Here is a 24,305-nt window from a genome sequence, read left to right as displayed (position 1 = left end):
TAGTAATAATAAGCTATGTTGAAAAGAAGAAAGCTTTACATTTCTAGAGGTAGAAATATGTTTCTAGAGGTCAGATTTGTTTGCTTATTTTTGACATTCATAAACAAAGTAAAACTCCCCCTCTTAAACTCTCAACAACAAACCATTACTTCTCTTCATCAATTAACACCTTACTAACAGGTTTTAAACACTAACTTTGTTCAAGGATAGTCTTCTTGAGTTGAGAAATTTGATCATAGAAACTTTTGTCTTCTTTGATTCTCTCTTCTATTACCTCAATGCTGTGCAAAATAGTTGCGTGTTTTCTTCCACCAAAATGCTTACCAATATTTACCAGTGTGTATTGGCAAAGGTCGTGAGCAAGATAAATTGCAACGTGACGAGGTTCTGCAATCTCTTTATTTCTCTTGTTACCAACAATATCTCGATGACTAATGCCATAGATATTTTCTACAACTTCTTGGACCTTCTCGATATTTACGGTCTTTGAAACGCGGCGCCAGAGCGTGTCTGCAATCTTATCGATTTCTTCTTGCTTAATATTTGTGCCAGATTCTTTTGCCTTAATCTGACCAGTTACACAGCGATTACAGAAGCCCTCAAGCGTTCTAATACTTTGACCAGCCTTGTCAGCCATGTAACGACGGATGTCCTCTGGCAAATCGTCTGCAGAAAGAGAAGAATTTCTTTCTTTAAATGCGCGGTCGCAGAAGACATGAATAAGATTGAGTTTCATCTCGTAGCTTGGAGACTCAATACCAATAACGATGCCACCACTCATGCGAGAAGTAATACGATCATCAAAGCCGTCAGATCCCATACCAAGCTGAGCAGGTGTTCTATCTGCGGCAAGAATAATCTGCTTACCTCTATCAATAAGAGAGTTAAAAATATTGAAGAAGAAGTTAATAGTACCTGCTTTACCAGCAAGTTTTTGGACATCATCGATGATAAGAACATCAATGTTTTGGTAGTTATTACTAAGCTCTGTTGCGGCGTTTCCTGACGCATTTTTACGAACTGCATTTACGTAGTCATCAACAAAGGCATCTGCATCTTTGTAAACACAAACACGTTCGATATCTTCAGAGTTGATATAGTTTTGAACCGCACGTAGAAGGTGAGTTTTTCCAAGGCCGCTTGCACCGTAAATAAACAGTGGGTTTGCCTTACCTTTTGCGTCATTTGCAACATTTAATGCATGCTGATGTGCAAGCTCATTCTCATCACCAACAACAAAGCGATCAAACGTGAGGTTTGAATTGAAAGATGTCTCTTCATAAAGAGGATTACTCTTACGACGCTTTAAGGTCTGCTGTTTTAATTCTTCAAGGCTTTGTTCCTGGGATTCAAAATCTTGAATCTGCTCTGGAACAACTGCTTTTATAGGCGCAGTTTTTTGCTTCCAAGCATTGAACTCTTGAGGAGTCATTGTGGAAGTAGTGGTAACAGGAGTAGAAGACTTTGTAAGAGTAAGACTCAAAATAATGTCTTCAAAAGCTGCTGCCGAAAGACATCTCTCAACAATCGGAAGATTTTTAAGGATACGGTTATATGCCAAGCGCATTGATGTTTCAGCACACAGTGCGTTATCTTCAACTTTAATTGGAGTGCAGGTTCTCAACATAGCGATAAAAGCCTCTGGCTGATTCTCTTCAACCAAGAGGTCAATTGCGTCTTGCCACAGAGCTACTGCGTCTGAATCAATTGATGCATCCATACGTGTCCAATCAAAATGTTGAAAATTGGGACACCTAGTATAGAGGAATGTTGATAACTTTCAGCGAATAATGTTGAGAAACTCTATGAAAGGAGAGTTTCTCCAATAGTAGTGAGCTTATATTTCTGCCCAACTTTTCCAATTATTCCTATGTTTACCAGCGATTTTAATTCTCTTGACCACGTTGGTGTTGAAAGTCCATAGGTACTTGTTAACTCTGTTGCTCCAACCCATTCATGTTCAGAGAGATATTGAAGAACTTGTTTTGCTCGATCTGTAAGTAACAGATTAGGAAGCTGTGTAGCTGGCTGTGCAGCTATCTGATGAGATACTGCTTGTGGAGCATGTGAAACTGTTTGTTGGTTCTGATTTACAGGTAATTCTTCAGCTTCTTCTTGAGTTGGAAGTGTCTGAATATGAGCATCTTTAGAGCGGCGTGTTGACAAGGTAACAATGGTTCCGCCAGAGATATTGTCTTCGAGGGTAAGACTTCCACCCTTTTCAACCATGTATTGTTGAGCATAAGGAAGCCCAAAACCAACGCCTCTAATAAACGATTTCATCTCTTCTGTTGCAGAAGAAGTACCAAACTCAAGAGCTCGATTTTTCTCTTTAATACCAGGTCCCTGGTCTGAAAACCTAATGGTATTTCCGTTATCCATGATTGAAATTGTAGGTGCTACAAATCGAGCGTGAATGAAATTTTCCACAATCTCACGCATAACCATAAAAGGAATATTTCCTCCCTGCTCGTGAGCAAGCTGGTTAACGGTAGCTGCAATTTCATCAAGATAAGATCGAACGTCTTTTGGTTCTACGAGAACAACGCGAGGTGCTGCGGCTTTATCGTCATACACTGCAATACGTGCAGCATAACGGACGGTGAGAGAATTATCAGAACCAGCATCTTTTTCATTCTGGTTTGTGTTTTCCTCAACAAAAGGAAAAAAATCTCTTGCCATGACACCTCCTTTTCAACAATTGTTAAACAAATGAAGAAAACTTTTCGTTTTCTTTCACGATGAATGAAAGTTTTCAACAAGTGTTAAACATCTGTAGATAACTTTATATCTTTGTGAAAGACGTACTGAATGATAGTAGCATTTAACGGATATATTTCAGCTTGCAGAAATATTCCTTTCAACAAATTTCTTCGCTTATCACAAGTGAAATTTTCAAAATGAAAGGTTTTCTCGTTAGGTTTTTTAAATAAAAAAGAGAAAAAGTTGAGGTATTTGCGTAGAAAATTTGACAGGTACCCATAAACGCGAGTACAATCTGTAGGCTTTTTAATCGATACTGTACCCGTTCGGGAGGAAATAGCTATGAAGCGTACCTACCAGCCAAATAAGCGCAAGCGCGCAACTACCCACGGTTTCCGTGCACGTATGGCAACTAAGAATGGTCGTGCCGTTCTCGCTCGTCGCCGCCTTAAGGGCCGTAAGCGCCTCACCGTCTAAGGAATGTTTCTGTGAAGACCATTAAATCTCGTTCAGAGTTTGAAAGGGTCTTCTCTGCGGGGAAGAGGGCTCAAAGTTCTGTTCTTCGTATACGAGTAGCACCATCCACTGAGGCACATCCTTCCGAGGTAGCCTTTGTAGCTCCAAAAAGATTAGGTAACGCCGTATTTAGAAACAGGTGTAAACGCGTCCTGCGCGAAGCAGCTCGAAAGAGCGGTTTACCTGTTGAGGGATACGGCATTATTCTCTTTGCGACTAAAGATACACACAGCACTAATCCTGCTGATATAAGTGTTTCTTTGGATGCTCTGTTAAGAAAGACAGGGGTCAAATGAGCGAGCAAAGACAAGGCTCTTTTCTCGCAAACTTGTTCCTAGGTGCTATTCGTTTCTATCAAAGAAACATCTCTCCCCTTTTTAAGCCGCACTGTATTTATCGGCCTACTTGCTCTGAATATGCAGTTCAAGCTATACAAAAGCACGGTGTTAAAAAGGGAAGTTGGCTTGCTCTTAAGCGTATTGCTCGCTGTCACCCTTTTCATAAGGGAGGATACGATCCCGTTCCGTAAAGGAACGCACCGGAGGAAATATGTGGGATTGGATTGTTAACTTTCTATACACAGTCTTAGCGGGACTTCAATCATTCTCGGGAGACTGGGGTATGGCAGTTATCCTGCTTACCATCATTATCCGTATTATCCTGGTTCCAATGACCAACAAGCAGACGGCCTCTATGGCTCGTATGAGCGTTGTTCAGCCAAAGCTCAAAGAAATCCAGGAGCGCTATGCTGATGATCCAGTAAGACAGAACGAAGAAATGCGTAAGCTTTACGCAGAGATTAACTTCAACCCACTTGGTGGTTGTCTTCCTTTGCTTCTGCAGTCCCCTATCTTTATTGCACTCTTTACCGTTGCAAAGATGGTTCCAGTAGACTCTCGTTTCTACAACATTCTTCCTTCTATCGCACGAGCAACGTCTGACATTTTTGCTGTTGATGGCCTTGTTGCTGCTATCCCTTACATAATTTTTGTTCTTCTATTTGGTCTTACTACCTTCCTTTCCATGGCAGTAAACGCTCGTACAAGTTCCGGTGAGCAGCGTACTCAGCAATACATGATGGGTGGCATGATGACCCTCATGATGCTCTGGTTTGGTTGGACTGTGCCAGCAGCTGTTCTTCTCTACTACGTAACTTCTGGTATTTGGCAGCTTGCCCAGCAGCAGCTTATTACCAAGCGCATTATGGAAAAAGAGAAGCTTAAGGCTGAGGCTCAGATGGCTAACAAGCCAATCGAAGTTGACGTGGTGAGAAAAGAAAAGAAGCCACGCCCTCACAAAAAGGCTTAGTATCTGGTCTTAAACAAAATAACTTTTGTTTACAAAATTTGTTACCGTAGATTAATAGTTAAACTTTTTATATTGACTGGAGGACGACATGGAGGATGAGACTTTCGTTTCTGAGCCAAACGCTCTTAATGAGTCTCCTGTCGTTGATTCACAAGACGAGTTTGCTTCAATTCGAGAGCACTTTGAAGCTGGAATTCAGCTTACTGATGCTGAGATGAATAAGATCGCTGATACTGCTGTCTTTTATCTAAGAGAGCTCCTCTCCTTCTTTGGTGAGAATAGCTGTGCAATTGATGAGTATGACGGTGAAGATGGAGAACTTATTCTTGACGTAACCGGCGGCGATTTTGCAATTCTCATTGGTCGTCATGGTAATACGCTTGAGGCTCTTCAGATGGTTCTCTCTTCTCTTATGAGCGCTAAGCTTCACTTCCACTATCCAGTATCTGTTGATGTTGAAAGCTACAAGAGCCGCCGCCGTAATAAGCTTCAGGAGATGGCACTCTCTGCTGCTGCTCGTGCAAAGAAGATTGGTAAGGTCTCTCTTGCTCCAATGAGTGGCTATGAGCGTCGCATCATTCATATCGCACTGAGGGACAACCTTGAGGTTACTACACACTCTGAGGGCGATGATCCATATCGTCGTGTTGTGGTAACCGCTATCAATAGCTAAGAACCTCTAACAAGCTTTAGTAATTTGATGAGGAAGGTTTACGCCTTCCTCTTTTTTTGTGACAATTCTTCTTGTTACAAGAAGTTTTGTCACAGGAGAAGCAATGTTTGAATCAAATAAGTCCTTATATAATTCAAAAGAGAATGTACTGAAGGAACTTCTCCTTAACTATGGAATCGATTCAACAGAGCACCAAAGAAGACAGCTTCTGAAACATATTGAACTACTAATTGAGATAAATAAGAATCTGAACCTCACAAGAATTACTTCAGTTGATGACGCGCTAGTACTCCATATTCTTGATTCTCTGTTACCACTCAAAGTGTGTAATGAGTTTTTATCTGGTACTCACAACTATATCGATATTGGTACCGGAGGAGGTTTTCCTGGACTGCCTCTTGCAATCATGAGTGAAAATAAAACGTTGTTGGTCGACTCTATTGGAAAAAAGATCAATGCTGTTCAGTCAATGATTGATGAGATTGCTCTAAATGAAAGAGTTAGGGCTGAGAAGCTTCGTGCAGAAGAAATTCCAAATAGTTATAAACAGAAGTTTGATTTTGTGACTTTTAGAGCTGTTGCAAAGACAAATATTCTTTTGGAGTACGCAGAGCCTTTCTTAGCCCCTCAAGGCACTCTTATAGTAATGAAGGCCAATGTTGATGAGATAGAGCTTCAGGACGCCTCTCAAGCAGCCAAAATTTTTGGATACGATAATGTTTCACGTGAAACATTTGAGTTACCAAACAATCTTGGCCATCGAGAAATTCTTTTATACAAAAAAATTACAAAGAGCAAAATTAAATTACCAAGAAAAACCGGAACGGCTAAATCAAATCCGTTTGTTGCAAGAAGAGGGTAATTGTGGAATGTTTCACGTGAAACATTCTGTATTATTAAATAAACTTGGTCAAACGGAGGATAAATGAGCTACAAAGACCTTTCGAGGGGATTTCAAGATAGAGATCCTAAAGTTCTGGCAGTAATTAATCAAAAAGGCGGAGTTGGAAAATCAACTACCGTAATTAATCTTGCGGCTGCATTAGGTGAAACAAAGAAGAAAGTTCTCATTATCGATTTTGATCCACAAGGAAATGCGACAAGTGGTTTTGGAATTGATAAAGAGGAACTTGAAGCTGATATTTATGACGTAATTCTCAATGAAACGCCAATCGAAGAGGTATTGCAGCAAACAGTTCAGAAATACGTAACTATTGCGCCAGCAACCATTCAACTTGCCGGTGCTGAAATTGAACTAGTCTCCGTTGACTCAAGAGAAAACATTTTAAAAAGAGCAATCGACCAGGTTAAAGAGTATTTTGACTATATTTTGATTGATTGCCCACCATCATTAGGACTTCTAACAATTAACGCCTTAGTTGCTGCAAATAGCATACTTATCCCAATTCAGTGCGAGTATTATGCACTAGAAGGCGTTACTAAGATTGTTGAATCAATGAAGATGGTGCAGAAACAACTTAATCCAGATCTTGAAATCTTTGGTGTAGTAATGACTATGTTTGATAGCAGAACTTCCCTATCTAAGCAGGTAGTTAATGAAGTATCTAACTACTTTGGTAACAAGGTATTCAAGACACTTATTCCAAGAAACGTCAAAATTGCTGAGGCACCGAGTCATGGTTTGCCAGTAACCATGTATGCACGAATAAGTATGGGCGCACTTGCATATAACAAACTTGCAAAGGAAGTGAATCGTCGTGGTTAAAAAATCAGGACTTGGTAAAGGCCTTAATTCGCTCTTTAGCGAGGTAGATGCAGAGGTTGGTAATAAAAAAGAAACTACCACGCTGCCTTTGAAGAAGATTAAGCCAAATAAAGACCAGCCTCGCAAGCGTTTTGACGAAGCTGAGCTCACTGAACTCAGTGATTCTATTAAGCAAAACGGTATTCTCCAGCCACTTCTTGTTCGCGAGAAGGGCGACCACTACGAAATTGTCGCTGGTGAGAGACGTTTCCAGGCTGCAAAACTAGCAAAATTAGAGGAAGTACCTGTTGTAATCAAAGCAATTTCTGACGAGGAAGTATTCAAGCTGGCTCTGATTGAGAATCTGCAAAGATCTGACTTAAGCCCAATCGAAGAAGCACAAGGTTATAAGCAGCTAATTAAACAGGAGAACTTAACCCAAGACGATTTGGCTAAGGTTCTCTCAAAATCAAGATCTGCAATCACAAATACGCTACGCCTTCTTGATCTTCCAACAGAGGTGCAGACTTTGATGGTAGAAGGACGTATTAGCGCTGGACACGCTCGTGCAATTCTTTCCGTTAGTGGTAAAGAAGGAAGAATTAAACTTGCTCAGAAAGTAATTGAAGAAAACTTGTCTGTCCGCCAGACAGAAAACCTCGCTCCACTATTTTCTGTCACTAATGTGGAGAAACCAAAGAGGCAACCAACTCCACAGGCATATAAGCGTGCGGCAAGGCAATTAAGAATTGCTTTGGATACTCCAGTCAAAGTGCGTAATGTTCGCGGCAAGAATAAAATTGAAATCGAATTTAATGATGAGGATGAGCTTGCTGCTTTAGTTGAAAAACTATCAAACGGTAAAGAAGCATAATGAAGATAAAATTTGCAATTATATCTACAGTTTCACTGCTCGGAATAGCTTTTCTCGCTAAGCACGCCTTGTTGACTAAAGAAGCGCAAAGGAGTTTTCTTCACGCAATGAGAAGGTCGAGAAGGGCACTTGATGCAATTCTCGATGATTATTCAGGTGGCGTTGATAGAAAAACTTCAAAAAACATTCTCTCTCATCAAGCGAGAGTAGAAAAAGAATGGCTAAAAGCAATTAACTAGAACAAGTGTTCTATATATGAATTAAAAAAGAAGGGACTCGAGAGGGTCCCTTCTTTACCTGTATTGTGTAGGATATGCTGCCCTTAACGTGCATTTCTCTTTTGGAAGAGCTGTCCGCAAGCTGCATCAATGTCAGATCCACGAGAAAGACGAATAGTTGCTTCAACGCCGACAGAGTTGAGGCTGTTTACAAACTCCTGTGCGCGGGCAGGGGATGTTGGATGGAACTTAGAACCCTCAATCTCATTAAGCTGAATGATGTTGACGTGACAAAGTGTTCCTCGACAGAAGTCTCTCAAGGCTCCAAGCTCATTGTCGGAATCGTTAACGCCTTTGATCAGCGCATATTCATACGTTGGACGACGACCGGTCTTATCGACATACTCACCCATAATGTCGTACAGGTGAATCAGTGAGTATTTACGAACTCCTGGCATGAGGGCGTCTCGCGTCTTTTGTACCGCGGAGTGAAGCGAGACAGCAAGTGTAAATTGCTCTGGTTCAGAAGCAAAACGCTTAATCATAGGTATAACACCGCAGGTAGATACTGTAATATGGCGCGCACCAATGCCGGCTCCGTCAGGGGAGTTGAGACGTCTCATAGCCGCAAGAGTAGCGTCGTAGTTCATGAAGGGCTCGCCCTGGCCCATAAGAACAACGCTAGTAACGCGCGCGTCAAAATCGTCGCGGACGTGCATAACCTGCTCGTAAATCTCGCTCGCAGAAAGAGAACGCGTGAGATCAGCGGCGCCTGTTGCACAGAAAGCACAGCTCATGGCGCAGCCAGCCTGTGTAGAAGCACAGACCGAAAGCTTATTGCCAGTTGGCATACCAACGCACTCGACAGAAGTGCCATCAGGGTAGCGAAGCAGGTATTTACGACTTCCATCCTCAGAGACCTGGCGAACAATTTGTTCAGCACCAGCAAGCGTTACCTGGTTAGATAGTTCTTCTCGCAGCGTTTTTGGAAGATTACTCATCTGATCAAAAGAGGTAGCGCCCTTAGACCAGATCCACTCCTCAATCTGCTTTGCACGGAATTTTGGCTGTCCAAGAGAAGTCACAAGCTCAAGGATTTGTTCTGATGAAAGGCTTCTGAGGTCAGATTTGGCGGCAGCCTTCTGTGGGCGAGAATCAAGCGCGGAGATGTCTGCGCCGTCAGCCGTGGTGTTTGTGCCGTCAAGAGTATTATTTGATTGCATTTTTGCCCTTCTCCAACTCTTCTAAGCTATCTGCGGTATCTTAGAAGAAATACGTTTACTAGAGTTTACCCTATGGGAGACTTATCTGAAGGAGCGGAAATGACACGTGAAGAGCTAAAAAAGCTTCATGTAGCAGTTGTTTCAGGTGGCTGGTCAGACGAGCATGAGATTGCAATGGAGTCTGGCAAGCAGTGTGCAGCAGCACTCAAAGAAGCTGGCTTTACCAGTGTTGACCTGCTTGATGTTGCAGAAAAAGACTTTGTAGTTACCCTTGCTCAGGGCGGTTATGATGTCGTGTACGTTGCTATGCACGGTCGTTTTGGTGAGGATGGCTGCATCCAAGGTCTTCTCGAGATTCTGCACATTCCTTACACGTTTTCTGGCGTCCTTGCGTCTGCTATGGGAACTGAAAAAGAGCTGTCGAAGCTCATGTATAGGGAGGCAGGCGTTCCAACTCCTAAAGGAATTGACGTTGCTGCAGGTACCGTCTTCACAGATGAACAGGTAGACAAGCTTATTGAGGACCTCGGACTCCCTATGTTTGTAAAGCCTTCTGGCAACGGCTCCAGCTACGGCGTTACGCGCGTTACTTCGCGAGAAGAACTTCCCGCTGCACTTGAACTTGCAGGTGAGCAGGGCGAGCGCATCCTAATCGAGGAGAGCATTGAGGGAACGGAGATTACCGTTCCTGTTATTGGTAACGAGAATCCAACTGCTCTGCCAATCGTTGAGATTGTTACGGGCGATGAGTTCTACAGCATTAAGACAAAATATGAGCCAGCATCCCTGCACCATGTGATTCCAGCTCGTCTTGAGCCTGCAGTGTATGCACGTGCTCAGGAGCTAGCTATCAAGGCTCACAATGCACTTGGTTGCCGCGGCGTTTCTCGTAGTGACTTTATTGTTACGAAGGACGGCGTCCCAGTGGTACTGGAGACAAATACCATTCCTGGTATGACTGCCCGTTCTTTGCTGCCTGATTCTGCACGTACCGGCGGCATTGATTTCCCTGAGCTCTGCACTCGCTTTATTGAGTTTGCACTTGAGGATCGCCAGTAGATTTGTAGGTTATGACCAGCACTAAAAGCGCTACACAAAAACTAGAAGAACTCATTCTTCCAGGTACCCCTTCTGCGGTTTGCAAGAAGTATTTAGAACTTGCAGAGAGGGCGGAGCATGAGTCGTTTGATGTCTTAGAGGACGACATTGTTGTTTTGGATACCGAGACAACAGGTCTGTCCTTTAAGAAATGCTCCCTTATTGAGATTTCTGCTGCTAGATTGAGTGGCAGAGAGATTGTGGAGCGCTTTCAGACTTTTGTTGACCCAGGGTGTCCAATTCCAGAAGAGATTACGGCCCTCACTTCAATCACCGATGAAGACGTTAAGGGAGCGCCAAGCGCAAAGGAAGCCGTTGCTGCACTTGCAGAATTTGTCGGCGGTCTTCCGGTTTTGGCTCACAACGCCACCTTTGACCGTACGTTTATTGAACGAGTGCCCGGCGGAGATTCTGTCTCCGACACCTGGATTGACACGCTGTCGCTCTCACGTATAGCGCTACCTCGACTTTCTTCACACAAGCTTTCCAGCATGGCAGAAGCGTTTGGCACCATGAAGGTTACGCACCGCGCAAGTGACGACGTAGATGCTCTTTGTGGCATGTGGCGCATCTTGCTTTTGGGACTTATGAATCTGCCCCGCGGTCTTCTCGCCAAACTGGCGTCAATGCACGACGGAGTGGAGTGGACGTTTAGGCCAATCTTCTCGTATTTGTCGCAAATGAAGGAAGAAGAAGCAGTTCAGCGTGGTGTCGCAAAGAAAGATGCAACAGGTGCCGAACTTGCAGATGCAGAGATCTCAGGCACGTTTTTCTCGCTCAAGGATATTCGCAGCCAGCTTGTTGCCGACATAAAAGCAAAGGCGAGAAGGGATGCGGATGACCCTGAAACGCCCGCTATGCTACCAATTTCTAAAGATGAGATTCACCGGGCATTTGCTAAGCCAGGCGTTGTTTCGCAGATGTATGACAAGTTTGAGACGCGTAGCGAGCAAGTAAGCATGTCTGTCGAAGTTAGAAATGCGTTGGTGACTTCATCGCATAGAGAGCTTGAAGCCGGAACTGGTATTGGAAAGTCAATTGCATATCTGTTGCCTGAAGTATTGTTTGCGCAGAAAAATGACGTTACCGTAGGCATTGCTACAAAGACAAACGCCTTGACTGACCAGCTAGTTGCTCATGACCTTCCGGCTCTTGCACGAGCGTTGCCAAATGGATTGAGTTTCTGCAGCTTAAAAGGATACGAGCACTATCCGTGCCTGCATCGCGTTGACAGGGCTGCCCTTGAGGAACTTCCACTGACGCTGCTTGATCAGGAAGGGCGCTCGAGCAGCAGTGTTGCGTCTGACATGCTGACCGCAATTGCGGTGATTTATGCCTACGCGTGCCAGTCGGCTGATGGCGATTTGGATGCGTTGGGGATTCGCTGGCGCTCGGTTCCACGAGAGATGGTAACTATCAAAGCAGCGGAGTGCCTGCGCTCTAAGTGCCCGTATTACCCTCATGAGTGCTTTGTTCATGGAGCTCGTAAACGTGCGGGATCTTCGGATGTTGTGGTAACCAATCACTCTCTGTTGCTTAGAAACGTTGCTGCTGATGGAAAAATTCTGCCACCTATCAGACATTGGGTGATTGACGAGGCTCATGGCTTTGAGGCTGAGGCTCGCCATCAGTGGGCAGTAGAAATTTCTGCCAAAGAGATGAGAAACGGCTTTGAGCTGCTTGGCGGAATTAAGTCCGGAGCCATTCATGCTGCTATGGTAGGTGCCGCTAATCTTGAGGACTCTACGCTGCTCACCGGTCTTCTCACGCGCTCTGCCGCCGCAGTTCAGCGAGCCATGGCCGCAATGGGCAACCTTATGGCTACCGTGCATGAGTTGGCTCCGTTGGCTAAAAGTGATGGTGGCTATAACTCCCTTCAGCTTTGGATTAACGATGAGGTAAGAGAGACAGAGGAATGGAAAGAGGTCTTGGAGACCGCTTCCGTTGCTCTTTCTGCTCTTGAAGAAGCGACGCTTCGTATAGGAAAAACCACCGAGGCGCTCATTGCATCAGCTCCAAACCTTGCAAGCAACTTGAGTGAGGCGGGGGTGTTCTTGAGCACCCTTCTGGAGTCTCTGAAGCTCATCTGCGAGGGAACGGACAAGAGTTACGTCTATTCAGCAAAGTTGACTCGACTGAAGCGTGATATTGGCTCTGAGGCTCTTGTGGCTGAGAAGCTTGATATCGGAGCAGAGCTGGCAGAGAAGTGGCTTCCTGAGACGCACTCTGTTGTGTTTACCTCGGCAACTATTGCCGTTGGAGATGATTTCTCGCATTTTGAGCACGCTGTTGGCCTGGATAGAGGCGCCTTTGAACACAAGAGTCTGCACTTAGAGTCAAGCTTTGACTACGAGAACCATATGGCTGTCTTTGTGGCCGAGGACATGCCTGCACCAACTGATCCAGGTTACCTAGACGCTCTGGAAAAGCTGCTATACGACATTCATGTTCAGATGGGCGGCTCAGTGCTGACGCTCTTTACCAACAGACGCGATATGGAGCGACTCTATGAAGCGTTGGAGCCACGCTTGAGTGAGCAAGGCCTTAATCTTGCCTGCCAGGAGCGATCTTCTTCTGCGCGTCGTGTCCGTGAAAAGTTCCTAGCCGAAAAGAACCTCTCGCTGTTTGCTCTTAAATCGTTCTGGGAAGGCTTTGATGCTGCGGGGGACACGCTTAGGTGCGTAGTAATTCCTAAGCTTCCGTTTGCAAGCCCTAATGAACCGCTGGTCAAAGAGCGTGAAGCGCGAGAAGATCGTGCGTGGTGGCGTTATTCTCTGCCAGAGGCGGTAATTGCAACAAAGCAGGCCGCTGGCCGTCTTATTAGAAGCGCTGATGACAAGGGCGTTTTGGTGCTTGCCGATTCCAGACTGGTGTCCAAGCGATATGGCAGCTCGTTCTTAAAATCGCTGCCTAACAAGAACTACCAGCGTGTTTGCACAAAGGACATCTCCGAGCAAATTGCCAAGTGGCGAGAAGAACACGACGCGTAGCAGGGCTGCAATCACCTGATTGGCTTAGAGCTGCTCTTCTGCAGCAAGCAAAGACGCAGCGTAAGTGCGCATTGCGTGTATCACGGCCTTGTCTTTGGTTGTTACTTTTCCCTTAAGGGCAAGCAACCGCTGTAGCAGCCATGTTCCGCCGTAGTAGGGGATAGTTGCTTTAATTTCTACAGCATTGCGCTGGCTTCCAACTGTTTTAAGTCCCGGCCACGAATAGTGCGTAAGAGCGTTTTTATCAAAGAAGGTAAGCTCTACCAGCTGAGACTTTTCTTGCATAGCAGAATCTTGCACGCGTTCCGCAAGCTTTCTGTGCTCAAATGAAGCAAACTGCGTTTCAATGTGGCTCATTCGATTGACCCTAAAGACCCTTTGCTGCTCTAGGTTTAAATCAACCCCCTCAACAAGCCACCCATTTTCTCCGTATGACAGCTTATAAGGAAGAACCTCTCTCTGGCTAATTACAGCATCTCTATCATCGCGAGCTTCTGCAATAGACGCCTCAGAGCGATAGTCGAATGAAATGACTTGAGATTCTACAATTGCATTTGAGCAGGTGAGGAACGCATCTACTTCTTTAAAGTGACTTTTGGATACAAGAGAGACCGAAGACCCGTCCGGTGAAAAGCTTTTTGTATATGGAGGCTTCAAGAGGCTCCAAAATACACTTTCTTGGGGCAAAGCAAGTGCGGTAAAAGCCTCTTTAAGTGCCAAGGTTTCTTCATCCGTTAAGACAAGCCTGCGAGCAGTAAAGGGAGACTCTCCAACAAGTGTCAGAGTATCTTGGTCTCCCGTGAGTGGGAGGGGAAGATAGCCATTCTCGTCCGTGAGCTGCAAAAGCTCCATCAGAATAGCAGCCTCTTCAGAGGAGATGCCAAATCGCGACTGAACCGCGCTGAGCTCAACTGCGTCAAAAGACTCCCTCAATGCAGAAGCAAGCAGTATGAGCTTATAGACAGCTGACGATATGTTTTTTCTTCCAAAAGAGGTGTTTTTAACAGCCATTGGCAACCTCGCTTAAAGACTCTTTCCACTTTGCGAGAAGAGACTCCGGAGACCTTGGAATTAATCCATGAGCAAGAATCCAAGATAAAGCGGTGTCTTCATGAGCGTAAGTAACGGTCCACAAAGCGCCATTAGAGAGGAGCTCAACATCCCCTTGACCTTGCGAGAAATGTTCAAAAGCAGCGAGTATATTTTTGGGGACAAACGCGGTAAGCGTGTCTGCTTGCAATCCGAGCTGGAAATCAAGGAGTTTATAGTCTTTTGAATCAAACTCTTCTGGTATGGAGAAGGACTCATTTTTAAGAATCGCGGCATCTAAAACACGGTCAACGCGAAAAGTTTTGATGGAAGCGCTCTCAGTACCGAATGAAAAATCTTGGGCCACAAAGTATAGAAGTCCCTGTGAAACAAAGAAGTCCAGCACGCCCAGATGTTTTTGCTTAACTAGGTCCTGTGAGTTTGTGTAGGTGATGTTTACCAGTTGTTTAGAGCTGAGTGATTCGTATAGAACAGGAAAGACTTTGTTTTGGGAAGAAGCGCTGAGTTTTTGGCTGTCTGACTTACCTGAGTCCAAGGAATAAAAGTTACCCACAATTTTAGAGAGCGCGTTTCTCAATTCCTCTTGGTATACAAACGTTGCGTCAGTGAGAATTGCACTGCAGATTACAAGCAGCTGATTGGCATCTTCAGGGCTTAAGTCGTACGAGGAATTAAAGAAATTCGAGTCCGAAAGATAGAATGACTTTTCTTTTCCCGTTTTTACCTCTGTAATTGCAAATCCAAGCTGTTTCAAAACAGTGCGATCTCTTGAAAAAGTTCTTAAAGCAGAATCGGTAGATAAATCTGAGTAAATCGCTGCATATATTTCTGCCGAGGGTAGAGGTCCCTTTTGAATTAGCAGCATAAATAGCGAGAAAATCCTCCAGGCACCAAGTTCATTATTACCTAGAGTTTGATTGTTTGGAGCCATATCCACCTCCCGCTTTTTGCTAGTTGAACTCAAATCTCTCTAAACATATACGAAAGTTTTTGATATTTAGTGCAGAATTTCTAAATTTGGACGTAAAAATACACTTTAACCGCTATATTTCGATATAAGACGTATACTAATGACGTATATATGAAACCTGTCAGAAGACATGCCAACGAAGGACGTAGTATGGCCATCACACATGACTATGTTGACTATCTAGACGAGCAGATTGATATTGCTCCTGCCGGTAGCCAAGAGGAGCTTCAGGCTGCTCAAACCATTGCTGAAGAAATGAAACTTCACGGGCTTGAGGCAACCATTGAAGAATTTGACGCTAAGTCTATTAAGAGTCTTGGCTACTCAATCTATCTAATCCTCCTCTTCATTGGCGTTATTTTTGCAGGCACTGGTAATGCAGCACTCATTGCTTTTGGCGTTCTGCTTGTCGCTGGTTTTGGCGCACTTACGTGTCTCAAGTATTTTGGTAATGACATTCTGGGTTCATTTGGATCTTCTATTAGGAGCCAGAACGTTGTTGCTAAACACGAGGCCACTGGTGAGCTTGTCGCAAAAGGCAATCGTCCAATCGTAATTGTTGCTCACTATGACTCTCCACATACAAACTTCCTTGTTGAGTCCCCTGTAGCAAAGTACGTACCGCTTGCACAGAGGTATGCTCGTTGGTGTGTAGCTGCCGTGTTTGTTGCTACGTTTGTTCAGATTCTTCGTTTCCTTCCTGATCCAGTTCGTGTCCTTTTCTGGATTGTTGGTATTCTTGCAGCTCTTCCACTTGTTGCTCTTTCTGTCGCAACTATTGCAGAGCGTTTTGCACCTTGCACTATTGGCGCAAACAACAACAAGTCTTCAGTTGCAGCACTTCTTGGTATTCTCGAGAATGTCCGTCCTACTGGTCATCGACCCGAGGTTGTTCATCATTTTGCAGGAGATGCAGCTGCACTTATCCCAGAGCCTGATGAGGTGGAAGGCGTCCGCCACGGCGAGGAAGTCCTTAATTCACTGGGCATTCTTCCTGAGGATTGCGAAGTAAGCTACGTTGCTTATGACACTACTGGCGCAAGCCAGACTGCATCTCTCGAGGATGTTGCAGAGGCTGTAAATGCAACAACAGAAGAAGAGCGGACTGAGGATGCTTCTGCTGACAACACCGTTGCGTATGATTCTGTTGACGATGAGCTCAATGCAACTATGAAGCAGGTTCATGAATCCGCTGATGCAGATGCAACGCAGGTACAGCCTGAAGCAACACATGAGCTCCATGCTAAGAACGACTTTGCTCGTCGTGCGTCCCTCTTTGATCTTCCTGATCCTTCTGGCGACGCCGTTGATCCTCTAGCTCCATCTTCCGAGCCAACTCCTCACTATGTTCCAGCTCCAACATCTGCGCCTTCTCCAGAGGCAGAAGATGCAGAGAGCCCATTCGACACCATTTCGGCTGATGAGGGTCTCACAGAGGCACAGGACGCAAAGACTCCTGAGGCAAAGCGTCGCTCCTTTAGACTCTTTGGTCGTAACGACGGACCATCAGATGATTGGAAGGGCGGAGCAGCTCCATCTGCAGAGAATCGTGAAGATACTGACTCTGAGGATGCATCTGTTGTCTCTGAGGATGATCTTCGTAATGCTGTTCTTTCACTTTCTGATGACGAGCTCATTGCACACGATATTTGGTTTGTTGCACTTGGAGCGTCTGATTTTGACCACGCAGGCATGAGGGAGTTCCTCGCAAAGCACAGAACTGATATTCGCGGAGCTTTTCTCATTAACCTTGATTGTGTTGGTGCTGGTACGCTTTCCATTCTTAAGAATGAGGGAATTGGCAACGTCCGCCGCGCTGATCGCAGAATGACTCGACTCCTTTCTACTATTGCAGCTGATCTTCATATTGATGTTGAGCAGCGTGCATTTGACTGGGACACCACTGATGCAACTCCTGCAATGCAGAATTCAGTTCGTTCTGTTACCTTGATGGGCTTAAACGAAGATGGACTTCCTGCGCTTAGCCGCACCGCTGCCGATGTTCGCGAGAACGTTAATGCTGGTCAGTGTGCTGATGCTGCAGCTCTTGTTACTGAGCTTATTAGACGCTCATAAACGAACAAGAAACTAGTACAAATTTTTAAGAAAGGGCAGAGAGTTCTGCCCTTTCTTTGTTTGAGCAGCAAGACAAGATTACACAACTAAAGAGGACGTCTTATTTTTGCTGTAAATACATGAGTGCATCCAATAAGTACCGATCCTGCCAGAGCAAGCAAAAGAGGAACTGCGTAGGCATTGTCTGCCGTGCCCGGAAGATGGGGCTTAGGCGTCACACGAATAGTTTGTGCTTTAGAGTGACTATCGGTGTGCGAAGCAACTTTCTCACCATCTTTTGAGATGGTTTCGTAGGCGGTAACTTCTTTACCTTCAAGTGAGGCAGTCCTTACAGAAAAAGGAACCGCAGCTTCTCCCGATGAGGTAGGAGCTTTGAAGCGGACAGTTCCGCGAGCGATGGGCTCCGCCGTACCTTCTTGGAGCTGCTTTGTTTCATAGAGTTCTCCAGTAATTTCGTACTCTTCCCCTGGGGTAAGCCCTTCGTATTTGATGTGGTCAACAAGATTGAGCACTTCGGTATATTCAGGATTTTTTGATCCAGCAGCATCCACAAGCATCGTTTGTAAAGAAATTCTTTCATCAATGAGCTCGGGCGCTTCTACGGTCTCTTCAGAAGTAAGGGTAACCGTTGGGTTCCATTCTTTGTTAAGAGAGTATCCTGCTGGAGCCGTAATCTCTTTAAGTGAATAGGAGCCAAAGGGAAGACCTTCAACGGCAGCCTCTCCAAGCTCGTTTGTGTCTACTGTGGTGACAACTTCGTGAGGAGCAATCCATTTTCCCTGGTAGAAGATGGGTTGAGCAGAGCTATTAGTTAGCTCAATTTTGGCGCCCTTCAGACTTGGCATTTCATCCGCTTCAGAATAGCCATCGGTCGAACTTAGAGAAGTATGCGCGATTTTCTTAACCTTAAGATTTCCTCTTATTACCTCATCTTTAAAGGTAAAGGAGTGTTCAGATGAGGAATTCTCTTTTCCGCTAGAAAGATTTGTCCAGATAAGATTGCCGTTTTGGTTTGATAGCTTCCAGGTTTGAAGAGAAAGTCCTGGGAGTTTATAACCCTCTGGAGCTTGAATTTCTTCGATTTGGTAATACCCCAGAGGAAGCCAGGGTTTCTCGCCAAGAGTAAAGAGGTCATCTCCAGAAACTTTATGGTCTGCGTCAAACGAGGCAAAACCCTGTTCGTCGGTCGAGAAAACCCATGTTCTTAGTGTTGTTTCAGCAGAGCCACTATAGGTCACTTTAAAAAGCGCACCCTGTAGCGTTGCATTTCCTTGGGGAGAAGCGCTTTGCTGCTCAGAACGAGCGTCTTCGTCGAGGCTAGTGCTGTGGTCAAAGTCTTGTTTTGAAATGCGTAGATCAAATTCTCCAATAGGAGTATCGGTAACCGTGAGAGTGCTCTCTTCCTGGTTTGTTATTTTTACAGCATGAACCGATTGGTCAAGAAGAAAGCCCTTTGGTGCAGCGGTTTCTTTTACATACACCGTTCCAACAGGAAGTTCATTGAGTGTTGCAGACCCAGATTTATCAAGGGTGAGACTGCCAAGAAGATTGGTACAACTTTCGTCGGAATATACTCCGTAGATAGCGCCTTCTAGGGCGTAGTGCTCGTTATTAGAGGTGACATCAGGCAATAAGGAACTTTTGGTAATTTTGAGTGAGCCAGATTGCTGTCCAAAGAAAAACAGAACCTGTTTGTCTCCTGTGGGCACAAAGAGCCTGGCAACTCCGTTTTCTGGACTGCCGCCGTTGGTTTGAGCATAGTTCATAGCATCGGAATAGAACTGCTCAATAGGCTGATGAAGTTCTGCCTGAGGAACACTTACCGCAAGAGCATGAGCTTCTCCGCGCATAACCGCCCAAAGCGCAAACTGCGTGATGGCTCGCGCCTTCCAGCCCGTATATCCATACACATCCTTTTCTCGGGATGCAGTAGCTCCGTGATAGATGATGTAATCAATAGCTCGAAGCTGTTCATTTGTATACGTTCCACCGCGAGTGCCGTTGGCTGAGGTGAGTTTTGTATAAGACTGCGGGTCAATTACGCTTCCCGTTGCTCCTGGCCATGCACCATAGTGGTTAAATTCGTCTCCACAGTAGAGATAGGTACCATCGCTAGCAGTCCACATGGGAATTTGCTGTCCACCAGGAAAATCTTCTCTTTGTGCAACGGTAAATGAGGGTTCTTGTGCAAAAGCAAGCCTATGAGCAGGCTTTAGGAAAAAATGGCTGAGAAGAAGGGCTCCAAGTAACAGAGGGATAAACCAGAAGTGAAAGACAGAAGAAGGAGTTTGTCTTCGTGCAGCTGTTTCCTTCTTAGGTTTTGAGGATTTTGTGATAAACATGCGTGCCTCCAAACTGAAAAATCAGAGGTAGATTGCGTATATAGAGATAATTGGTAATGCATAAATGTGAGCTTTTGTTGCAACATATAGACAATTAGTGTTAACGTATTCAGTAATCAGTAACACTTACTAATTAATGAGGTTATCGTGCGTTACAGCAAGCAACGTGAGGCAATTCGTACTTATATGGAAGGTCGCCATGACCATCCAACAGCAGATAGTGTGTATGCAGCAGTAAGAGAGGAGTTACCAAACATCTCTCTTGGAACTGTTTACCGTAACCTTATGCAGCTTGTTGATGCAGGCGAGCTCCAGGTTGTTAATACCGGCGATAATATCTCTCGTTTTGATCCGACAACAACCGAGCATGCACACTTCCAGTGTCATGAGTGTGGCCGTGTCTTTGATGTCGACGGACCAGTTCTGAGGGACCTTACCAGCCTCACCAAGGATTCTTGCGGCGAGGTTGACTCTTACGCTCTGTGCTTTACGGGTATTTGCAACGAGTGCCTAGCTAAGAACCCAGCGCTCCATCACAGCGTTAACTAATGTGTTGCAACAAAACAGCTTTCTTTAGGACCGGTGCTTCACCGGTCTTTTTCTTTATGGAGGGGCCTCAGGTTTGCGAGAAAACCTGTCTGCTAGACGTGCCCGCAGACCCGCATGTCCTACAGAAGGGAAGCTGCTTGGCATGACGGGGTCTCCGCCAAGTAGCTTTGCCCGAGGAAGGCGGAGTTGTCGGGTGGAGAGCAGGCGTCTATAAGAGGTGGGATAGTGGTGTGCGGGGGTCTCTCGCCAGAAGTACTTTTGCATAGCGCTCCTTTCGTTGGAGAGCATGCTAAAGAGTGACTTTGCGCCTATTCTGACCAGCGTTTGTCCAATTTCTGACAAAGAAAATTTGTGTAGGCGCATATTTGTTGTATATGCGCAGCTAGGCAGAAAACAACTCATCAAACTTTTATCTAGTTGCCGAGCAAGCAATCAAAAGGCAAAAAATACTGTGATAAAATCTACACAATTGCGGGCATCGCCAAGTGGTAAGGCAATGGCTTCCCAAGCCATCATCCGCGGGTTCGAATCCCGTTGCCCGCTCCAAAGACATACAAGAGCCCTTCGGGGCTCTTTTTATGGACAAGATTGAAATTTGGCGTTGTGAAGAAGGTTGTTCGGGTAGAAGTTGAGCGGAAATATTTTGGATATATCTTTGATAGAGCGTGCTTAAGTACTCGAATTACGCGGACTGATGGTTGAAGGGAACAACATGGCACAAATTCCTATGACAGATCAAGAGGTAAAGATTGCCCTTGATGCGCTGTCTGATCAGATTGATAAATACGCAGAGCTTCTTGTAAAGAAGGGATGCGCAATTTCTGAGGGAAGTCAGCTGGTAATTAATGCTTCGATTGAGATTGCTGATTTTGCCCGTAGGGTTCAGCGAGCAGCTTATGCGGCTGGCGCAGAATTTGTCACGGTTATTTGGGGCGATCAAGAGTCCTCAAGAATCATGTACGAAAACGTAGATCTAGCTCGTCTTTCTAAAACTCCAAGCTGGAAGATTGAGCAGCTTAACTCCCTTGCAGAGCAGGGTGCAGCATTTTTGTTCCTCTCGTCTGATGATCCAAATGGTCTAAAGGGAATTGATCCAGAAAAGCCAGCTGCTGTTTCTCGCGCAAGAAACTTAGAGTGCGACGTCTTTAGAAACGGTATGGACTTTGGTAAAAACGTTTGGTGTATCGCTGGTGTTCCTGCAGCTGAATGGGCAAAGGTAATTTTCCCAGAGCTCTCTGAAGCTGAGGCAATCTACAGGCTTTGGATTGCAATTTTGGACGTTGCTCATGCAAGTGGAGAAGATCCTCAGAGTGCTTGGGAGACCCACAATGCAACATTTGAGAAGACCAAGCGCTTCATGAATTCTCACCAGTTTGAAGAGCTTCGTTATGAGTCTTCAAATGGAACTGATCTGACTATTGGTATGAACCCAGGGCATCTTTGGGAGGGCGGCGCTGGAAAGACTCAGGATGGAACGTTGTTCTTCCCTAACATTCCTACTGAGGAAGTCTTTACCACGCCAAACTATCGCAAGGTAAACGGCACTGTTCACTCTGCGTTGCCTCTGATTCATGCCGGCCAGATTGTTAAAAATTTCTGGTTTACCTTCAAAGACGGCGAGGTTGTTGACTACGGCGCTGAGCAGGGCAAAGACGTTCTGACTTCTATTGTTTCTCAAAAGGGCGGTAAGTACCTGGGAGAATGTGCTCTTATCTCTAAGAACACGCCTATTCGCCAGAGCGGCATTCTGTTCTACGATACCCTGTATGACGAGAATGCTAGCTGCCATTTAGCACTTGGAATGGGCTTCCCAGAGTGCCTGAAGGGCGGCCTTGAAATGAGTCCAGAAGAGCTTTTGGCCCACGGCGTTAATCAGAGCACTACACACGTTGATTTTATGATTGGTGCAGACGATTTGAACATTTGGGGAATTTCTGCCGATGGAAAAGAAACACCAATTTTCGTAAATGGACAATGGGCATGGGAGTAAACTGCTACACTATCCTAGTTGCGTGGTAAAATTGCCACGCCCGATAATGGGCCGTTAGCTCAGTTGGTAGAGCAGGGGACTTTTAATCCCAAGGTCTAGGGTTCGAACCCCTAACGGCCCACCAGGTAATTCAAAGGTCGGGTACCATAGTGGTACTCGACCTTTTCTTTTACGAGCAGAAGGAGTCTCATCGTGGTAGATCGCTACACCGGCAAAGAAATGGGCCACATCTTTTCTTTGGAGAACAAGTACGCCGTTTGGCAGGAAATTGAAGTCCTTGCGTGCGAAGCACAGGCTGAGCTTGGTGTTATTGGCATTTCTCGCGAAGAGGCAGCTTGGATTCGAGAGCACGCTGCGTTTAACCGCGCTGAGGTAGACGAGATTGAGGCCGTTACCAACCACGATGTCATTGCCTTCCTGACCAACATGGGCTCCTACATTGACGCTAAGGTTCCAGAGGGTGAGCTCAAGCCTAGTCGTTGGGTCCACTACGGTATGACCTCAACAGACCTGGGCGATACCGCCCTTTGCTATCAGCTCACTCAGGCATGTGACCTGCTTATTGCTGCGGTTCGTCGCTGCGCTGCTATCTGCAAGCGTCGCGCGTTTGAGGAGCGCGATACTCTGTGCGTTGGTCGTACTCATGGCATTCATGCTGAGCCTATGACTTTTGGCATGAAATTTGGTAGCTGGGCTTGGGAGTTTAAGCGCGACCTTGACCGCTTGAAGGATGCTCGTAAAAACGTTGCCTATGGTGCTATTTCTGGTGCTGTTGGAACTTACTCTTCCATTGATCCTTTTGTAGAGGAGTATGTTTGCGAGAAACTCGGTCTTGTCCACGATCCACTTTCAACCCAGGTAATTTCTCGCGACCACCACGCGTACCTTGCTGGCGTTCTGGCAACCGTTGCTGCTACCTGCGAGCGTATTGCAACTGAGATGCGTGCGCTGCAGAAGACCGATACCCTCGAGGCTGAGGAGCCATTCCGCAAGGGCCAGAAGGGCTCTTCCGCTATGCCTCACAAGCGCAACCCCATTACTGCCGAGAAGATCTGTGGTTTGTCCCGCGTAGTTAAGGCAAACGCACAGGTTGCTTTTGATAACGTTGCTCTTTGGCACGAGCGCGATATCAGCCACTCTTCCGCTGAGCGCGTTGCCCAGGCAGACAGCTTTATTGCTCTTGACCACATGCTGTCAAAGCTTGAGTTCCTGCTTGATGGCATGGTCCTGTATCCAGAGCAGATGATGGCCAACCTCAATAAGACCCGTGGCATGCTTTTCTCGTCAAAGGTTCTTCTTGCCCTGGTCAATACTGGTATTACTCGTGAAGAAGCATACAAGATTGTCCAGTCTAACGCTATGAAGGTCTGGGCAGATATTCAGCAGTGCAAGGAAGGACCATCCTACCAGGAGCTTCTTGAGGCAGATCCAGCCTGTACGCTGAGCCATGAGGAGCTTGAGAAAATCTTTGATCCTCGCGCATTCCTTACCCGTTCAAACGTTTTGTTTGACCGTCTTGAGCATCTTGAATTGGACTAAATCGTGTCACTGTTTGGGAACATTTCTCGCCGAAACTTCTTTAAGACGGGAGCGGCTGGTGTCGTAGTTGCGGGTGCAATTAGCATCGCGGCAGGCTGCTCTCATCAAGAAGGCTCGGGAGATGCAGGAAAACCGCTGGTACTTGACGAGTCCTCTGGCACAAATGTGCTGGACTCCTATAGCTCTACGGAATATGCTGCTCAGCCAAGCCAGACCTGGACGCTCCCTCTGGGAAGCGTGCTGCATCCAGCCGATGGAAATTGGATTCCCGTCACCACGGCTGGCGCATCTGCTACGCCTATGGTAAAGGGCTCTGCTCTCTCGCTGACGTCTGGCCAGGTAGTTGACGTTGTTCCTACAGCTCAGATGAACAATACTACCGCCGTTATTTACGACGTCCGCTGCTCTGACTCTGTGTACGCATGGGTCGAGGTGGATACCACAACCTTTGATTGGGAACTTCTCGCCGCACCATTTTCTG

The 24,305-nt window shown here is 45.7% G+C and carries 21 protein-coding genes, 2 tRNA genes and 1 pseudogene; 18 read left to right on the top strand and 6 right to left on the bottom strand.

Going from position 1 to position 24,305, the window contains the following annotated elements; all coding sequences use genetic code 11:
* Positions 1 to 190: 190 nt before the first annotated feature.
* Both dnaA and RWJ96_RS04025 read right to left on the bottom strand, forming a co-directional pair.
* Positions 191 to 1,720, bottom strand: coding sequence for a chromosomal replication initiator protein DnaA (dnaA, locus tag RWJ96_RS04030; RefSeq protein WP_314019080.1), 1,530 nt, complete (start codon positions 1,718 to 1,720; stop codon positions 191 to 193).
* A gap of 83 nt (positions 1,721 to 1,803) precedes the next feature.
* Positions 1,804 to 2,682, bottom strand: a complete 879-nt coding sequence (locus RWJ96_RS04025; protein WP_314019079.1) for an ATP-binding protein — start codon at positions 2,680 to 2,682, stop codon at positions 1,804 to 1,806.
* Positions 2,683 to 3,045: 363 nt separating this feature from the next.
* Between RWJ96_RS04025 and rpmH the strand changes: the two genes are divergently transcribed.
* From rpmH to RWJ96_RS03980, 9 genes are all read left to right on the top strand, one after another.
* Positions 3,046 to 3,180 carry a 50S ribosomal protein L34 gene (gene rpmH / locus RWJ96_RS04020; RefSeq protein WP_003148884.1) on the top strand — a complete coding sequence of 45 codons (135 nt, stop codon included), beginning with the start codon at positions 3,046 to 3,048 and terminating at the stop codon, positions 3,178 to 3,180.
* 11 nt (positions 3,181 to 3,191) lie between these two features.
* Positions 3,192 to 3,515 carry a ribonuclease P protein component gene (rnpA, locus tag RWJ96_RS04015; protein ID WP_035431391.1) on the top strand — a complete coding sequence of 108 codons (324 nt, stop codon included), beginning with the start codon at positions 3,192 to 3,194 and terminating at the stop codon, positions 3,513 to 3,515.
* Entirely contained in the window at positions 3,512 to 3,748 is a 237-nt protein-coding gene (yidD, locus tag RWJ96_RS04010; RefSeq protein ID WP_314019077.1) for a membrane protein insertion efficiency factor YidD, read from the top strand. The genes rnpA and yidD overlap by 4 nt, the downstream gene beginning before the upstream one ends.
* Positions 3,749 to 3,768: 20 nt before the next feature.
* Positions 3,769 to 4,527, top strand: coding sequence for a YidC/Oxa1 family membrane protein insertase (locus RWJ96_RS04005; RefSeq protein WP_035427133.1), 759 nt, complete (start codon positions 3,769 to 3,771; stop codon positions 4,525 to 4,527).
* A gap of 88 nt (positions 4,528 to 4,615) precedes the next feature.
* Positions 4,616 to 5,200, top strand: coding sequence for a R3H domain-containing nucleic acid-binding protein (locus RWJ96_RS04000; protein WP_314019075.1), 585 nt, complete (start codon positions 4,616 to 4,618; stop codon positions 5,198 to 5,200).
* Positions 5,201 to 5,303: 103 nt separating this feature from the next.
* Positions 5,304 to 6,062, top strand: coding sequence for a 16S rRNA (guanine(527)-N(7))-methyltransferase RsmG (gene rsmG / locus RWJ96_RS03995; protein ID WP_314019074.1), 759 nt, complete (start codon positions 5,304 to 5,306; stop codon positions 6,060 to 6,062).
* 63 nt (positions 6,063 to 6,125) lie between these two features.
* Positions 6,126 to 6,926 (top strand): AAA family ATPase, encoded by an 801-nt coding sequence (locus RWJ96_RS03990; protein ID WP_314006696.1) that lies wholly within the window; start codon positions 6,126 to 6,128, stop codon positions 6,924 to 6,926.
* Positions 6,919 to 7,779: a ParB/RepB/Spo0J family partition protein gene (locus RWJ96_RS03985; RefSeq protein ID WP_314019073.1), complete on the top strand. Its 861-nt coding sequence runs from the start codon at positions 6,919 to 6,921 to the stop codon at positions 7,777 to 7,779. The genes RWJ96_RS03990 and RWJ96_RS03985 overlap by 8 nt, the downstream gene beginning before the upstream one ends.
* Entirely contained in the window at positions 7,779 to 8,018 is a 240-nt protein-coding gene (locus RWJ96_RS03980) for a hypothetical protein (RefSeq protein ID WP_314019072.1), read from the top strand. The genes RWJ96_RS03985 and RWJ96_RS03980 overlap by 1 nt, the downstream gene beginning before the upstream one ends.
* 83 nt (positions 8,019 to 8,101) lie before the next feature.
* Here RWJ96_RS03980 and rlmN read toward each other — a convergent pair whose 3' ends face one another.
* A complete protein-coding gene (rlmN, locus tag RWJ96_RS03975; protein ID WP_314019071.1) occupies positions 8,102 to 9,220 on the bottom strand; it encodes a 23S rRNA (adenine(2503)-C(2))-methyltransferase RlmN in 1,119 nt (372 codons plus the stop codon).
* A gap of 99 nt (positions 9,221 to 9,319) precedes the next feature.
* Here rlmN and RWJ96_RS03970 point away from each other — a divergent pair, with 99 nt between their 5' ends.
* A complete protein-coding gene (locus RWJ96_RS03970) occupies positions 9,320 to 10,279 on the top strand; it encodes a D-alanine--D-alanine ligase (protein ID WP_314019070.1) in 960 nt (319 codons plus the stop codon).
* A gap of 11 nt (positions 10,280 to 10,290) precedes the next feature.
* Positions 10,291 to 13,308, top strand: coding sequence for a helicase C-terminal domain-containing protein (locus RWJ96_RS03965; protein ID WP_314019069.1), 3,018 nt, complete (start codon positions 10,291 to 10,293; stop codon positions 13,306 to 13,308).
* Positions 13,309 to 13,332: 24 nt separating this feature from the next.
* Here the strand turns inward: RWJ96_RS03965 and RWJ96_RS03960 are convergent, their stop codons facing one another.
* Positions 13,333 to 14,319, bottom strand: a complete 987-nt coding sequence (locus RWJ96_RS03960) for a WYL domain-containing protein (RefSeq protein WP_314019068.1) — start codon at positions 14,317 to 14,319, stop codon at positions 13,333 to 13,335.
* The gene (locus RWJ96_RS03955; RefSeq protein WP_314019067.1) at positions 14,309 to 15,289 is read right to left on the bottom strand and encodes a WYL domain-containing protein; all 981 of its coding nucleotides are present in this window, start codon (positions 15,287 to 15,289) and stop codon (positions 14,309 to 14,311) included. Before RWJ96_RS03955 ends, RWJ96_RS03960 begins: the two co-directional genes overlap by 11 nt.
* 189 nt (positions 15,290 to 15,478) lie before the next feature.
* Between RWJ96_RS03955 and RWJ96_RS03950 the strand changes: the two genes are divergently transcribed.
* Entirely contained in the window at positions 15,479 to 17,404 is a 1,926-nt protein-coding gene (locus RWJ96_RS03950) for a M28 family peptidase (protein ID WP_314019066.1), read from the top strand.
* An 86-nt stretch (positions 17,405 to 17,490) separates the two neighbouring features.
* Here the strand turns inward: RWJ96_RS03950 and RWJ96_RS03945 are convergent, their stop codons facing one another.
* A complete protein-coding gene (locus tag RWJ96_RS03945) occupies positions 17,491 to 19,746 on the bottom strand; it encodes a SpaA isopeptide-forming pilin-related protein (protein WP_314019065.1) in 2,256 nt (751 codons plus the stop codon).
* A 147-nt stretch (positions 19,747 to 19,893) separates the two neighbouring features.
* Here RWJ96_RS03945 and RWJ96_RS03940 point away from each other — a divergent pair, with 147 nt between their 5' ends.
* The 6 genes and pseudogenes from RWJ96_RS03940 to RWJ96_RS03915 all read left to right on the top strand — a co-directional run.
* Positions 19,894 to 20,295, top strand: a complete 402-nt coding sequence (locus RWJ96_RS03940; protein ID WP_314019064.1) for a transcriptional repressor — start codon at positions 19,894 to 19,896, stop codon at positions 20,293 to 20,295.
* A gap of 471 nt (positions 20,296 to 20,766) precedes the next feature.
* Positions 20,767 to 20,841, top strand: a tRNA-Gly gene (locus RWJ96_RS03935).
* Positions 20,842 to 21,007: 166 nt separating this feature from the next.
* Entirely contained in the window at positions 21,008 to 22,285 is a 1,278-nt protein-coding gene (locus tag RWJ96_RS03930) for an aminopeptidase (RefSeq protein WP_314019063.1), read from the top strand.
* Positions 22,286 to 22,333: 48 nt separating this feature from the next.
* Positions 22,334 to 22,409 (top strand) — tRNA-Lys (locus RWJ96_RS03925).
* Between the two features lie 68 nt (positions 22,410 to 22,477).
* Entirely contained in the window at positions 22,478 to 23,824 is a 1,347-nt protein-coding gene (purB, locus tag RWJ96_RS03920) for an adenylosuccinate lyase (protein ID WP_314006687.1), read from the top strand.
* Positions 23,825 to 23,827: 3 nt separating this feature from the next.
* A pseudogene (locus RWJ96_RS03915) lies at positions 23,828 to 24,305 on the top strand (Tat pathway signal protein); the annotation flags it as partial.

Origin of the sequence: Lancefieldella parvula (assembly GCF_963547875.1) — a bacterium.
Classification (GTDB): Bacteria; Actinomycetota; Coriobacteriia; order Coriobacteriales; family Atopobiaceae; genus Lancefieldella; species Lancefieldella parvula_D.
The sequence above is the reverse complement of the archived record's forward strand: the minus strand, read 5'-3'. Positions and strand labels throughout refer to the sequence as shown.

Excerpts from the sequence above, each read along its gene's own strand:
- dnaA (WP_314019080.1), bottom strand. The coding sequence starts at position 1,720 with ATGGATGCATCAATTGATTCAGACGCAGTAGCTCTGTGGCAAGACGCA.
- RWJ96_RS04025 (WP_314019079.1), bottom strand. The coding sequence starts at position 2,682 with ATGGCAAGAGATTTTTTTCCTTTTGTTGAGGAAAACACAAACCAGAAT.
- rpmH (WP_003148884.1), top strand. The coding sequence starts at position 3,046 with ATGAAGCGTACCTACCAGCCAAATAAGCGCAAGCGCGCAACTACCCAC.
- yidD (WP_314019077.1), top strand. The coding sequence starts at position 3,512 with ATGAGCGAGCAAAGACAAGGCTCTTTTCTCGCAAACTTGTTCCTAGGT.
- RWJ96_RS04005 (WP_035427133.1), top strand. The coding sequence starts at position 3,769 with ATGTGGGATTGGATTGTTAACTTTCTATACACAGTCTTAGCGGGACTT.
- RWJ96_RS04000 (WP_314019075.1), top strand. The coding sequence starts at position 4,616 with ATGGAGGATGAGACTTTCGTTTCTGAGCCAAACGCTCTTAATGAGTCT.
- rsmG (WP_314019074.1), top strand. The coding sequence starts at position 5,304 with ATGTTTGAATCAAATAAGTCCTTATATAATTCAAAAGAGAATGTACTG.
- RWJ96_RS03990 (WP_314006696.1), top strand. The coding sequence starts at position 6,126 with ATGAGCTACAAAGACCTTTCGAGGGGATTTCAAGATAGAGATCCTAAA.
- RWJ96_RS03980 (WP_314019072.1), top strand. The coding sequence starts at position 7,779 with ATGAAGATAAAATTTGCAATTATATCTACAGTTTCACTGCTCGGAATA.
- rlmN (WP_314019071.1), bottom strand. The coding sequence starts at position 9,220 with ATGCAATCAAATAATACTCTTGACGGCACAAACACCACGGCTGACGGC.
- RWJ96_RS03970 (WP_314019070.1), top strand. The coding sequence starts at position 9,320 with ATGACACGTGAAGAGCTAAAAAAGCTTCATGTAGCAGTTGTTTCAGGT.
- RWJ96_RS03965 (WP_314019069.1), top strand. The coding sequence starts at position 10,291 with ATGACCAGCACTAAAAGCGCTACACAAAAACTAGAAGAACTCATTCTT.
- RWJ96_RS03960 (WP_314019068.1), bottom strand. The coding sequence starts at position 14,319 with ATGGCTGTTAAAAACACCTCTTTTGGAAGAAAAAACATATCGTCAGCT.
- RWJ96_RS03955 (WP_314019067.1), bottom strand. The coding sequence starts at position 15,289 with ATGGCTCCAAACAATCAAACTCTAGGTAATAATGAACTTGGTGCCTGG.
- RWJ96_RS03950 (WP_314019066.1), top strand. The coding sequence starts at position 15,479 with ATGGCCATCACACATGACTATGTTGACTATCTAGACGAGCAGATTGAT.
- RWJ96_RS03945 (WP_314019065.1), bottom strand. The coding sequence starts at position 19,746 with ATGTTTATCACAAAATCCTCAAAACCTAAGAAGGAAACAGCTGCACGA.
- RWJ96_RS03930 (WP_314019063.1), top strand. The coding sequence starts at position 21,008 with ATGGCACAAATTCCTATGACAGATCAAGAGGTAAAGATTGCCCTTGAT.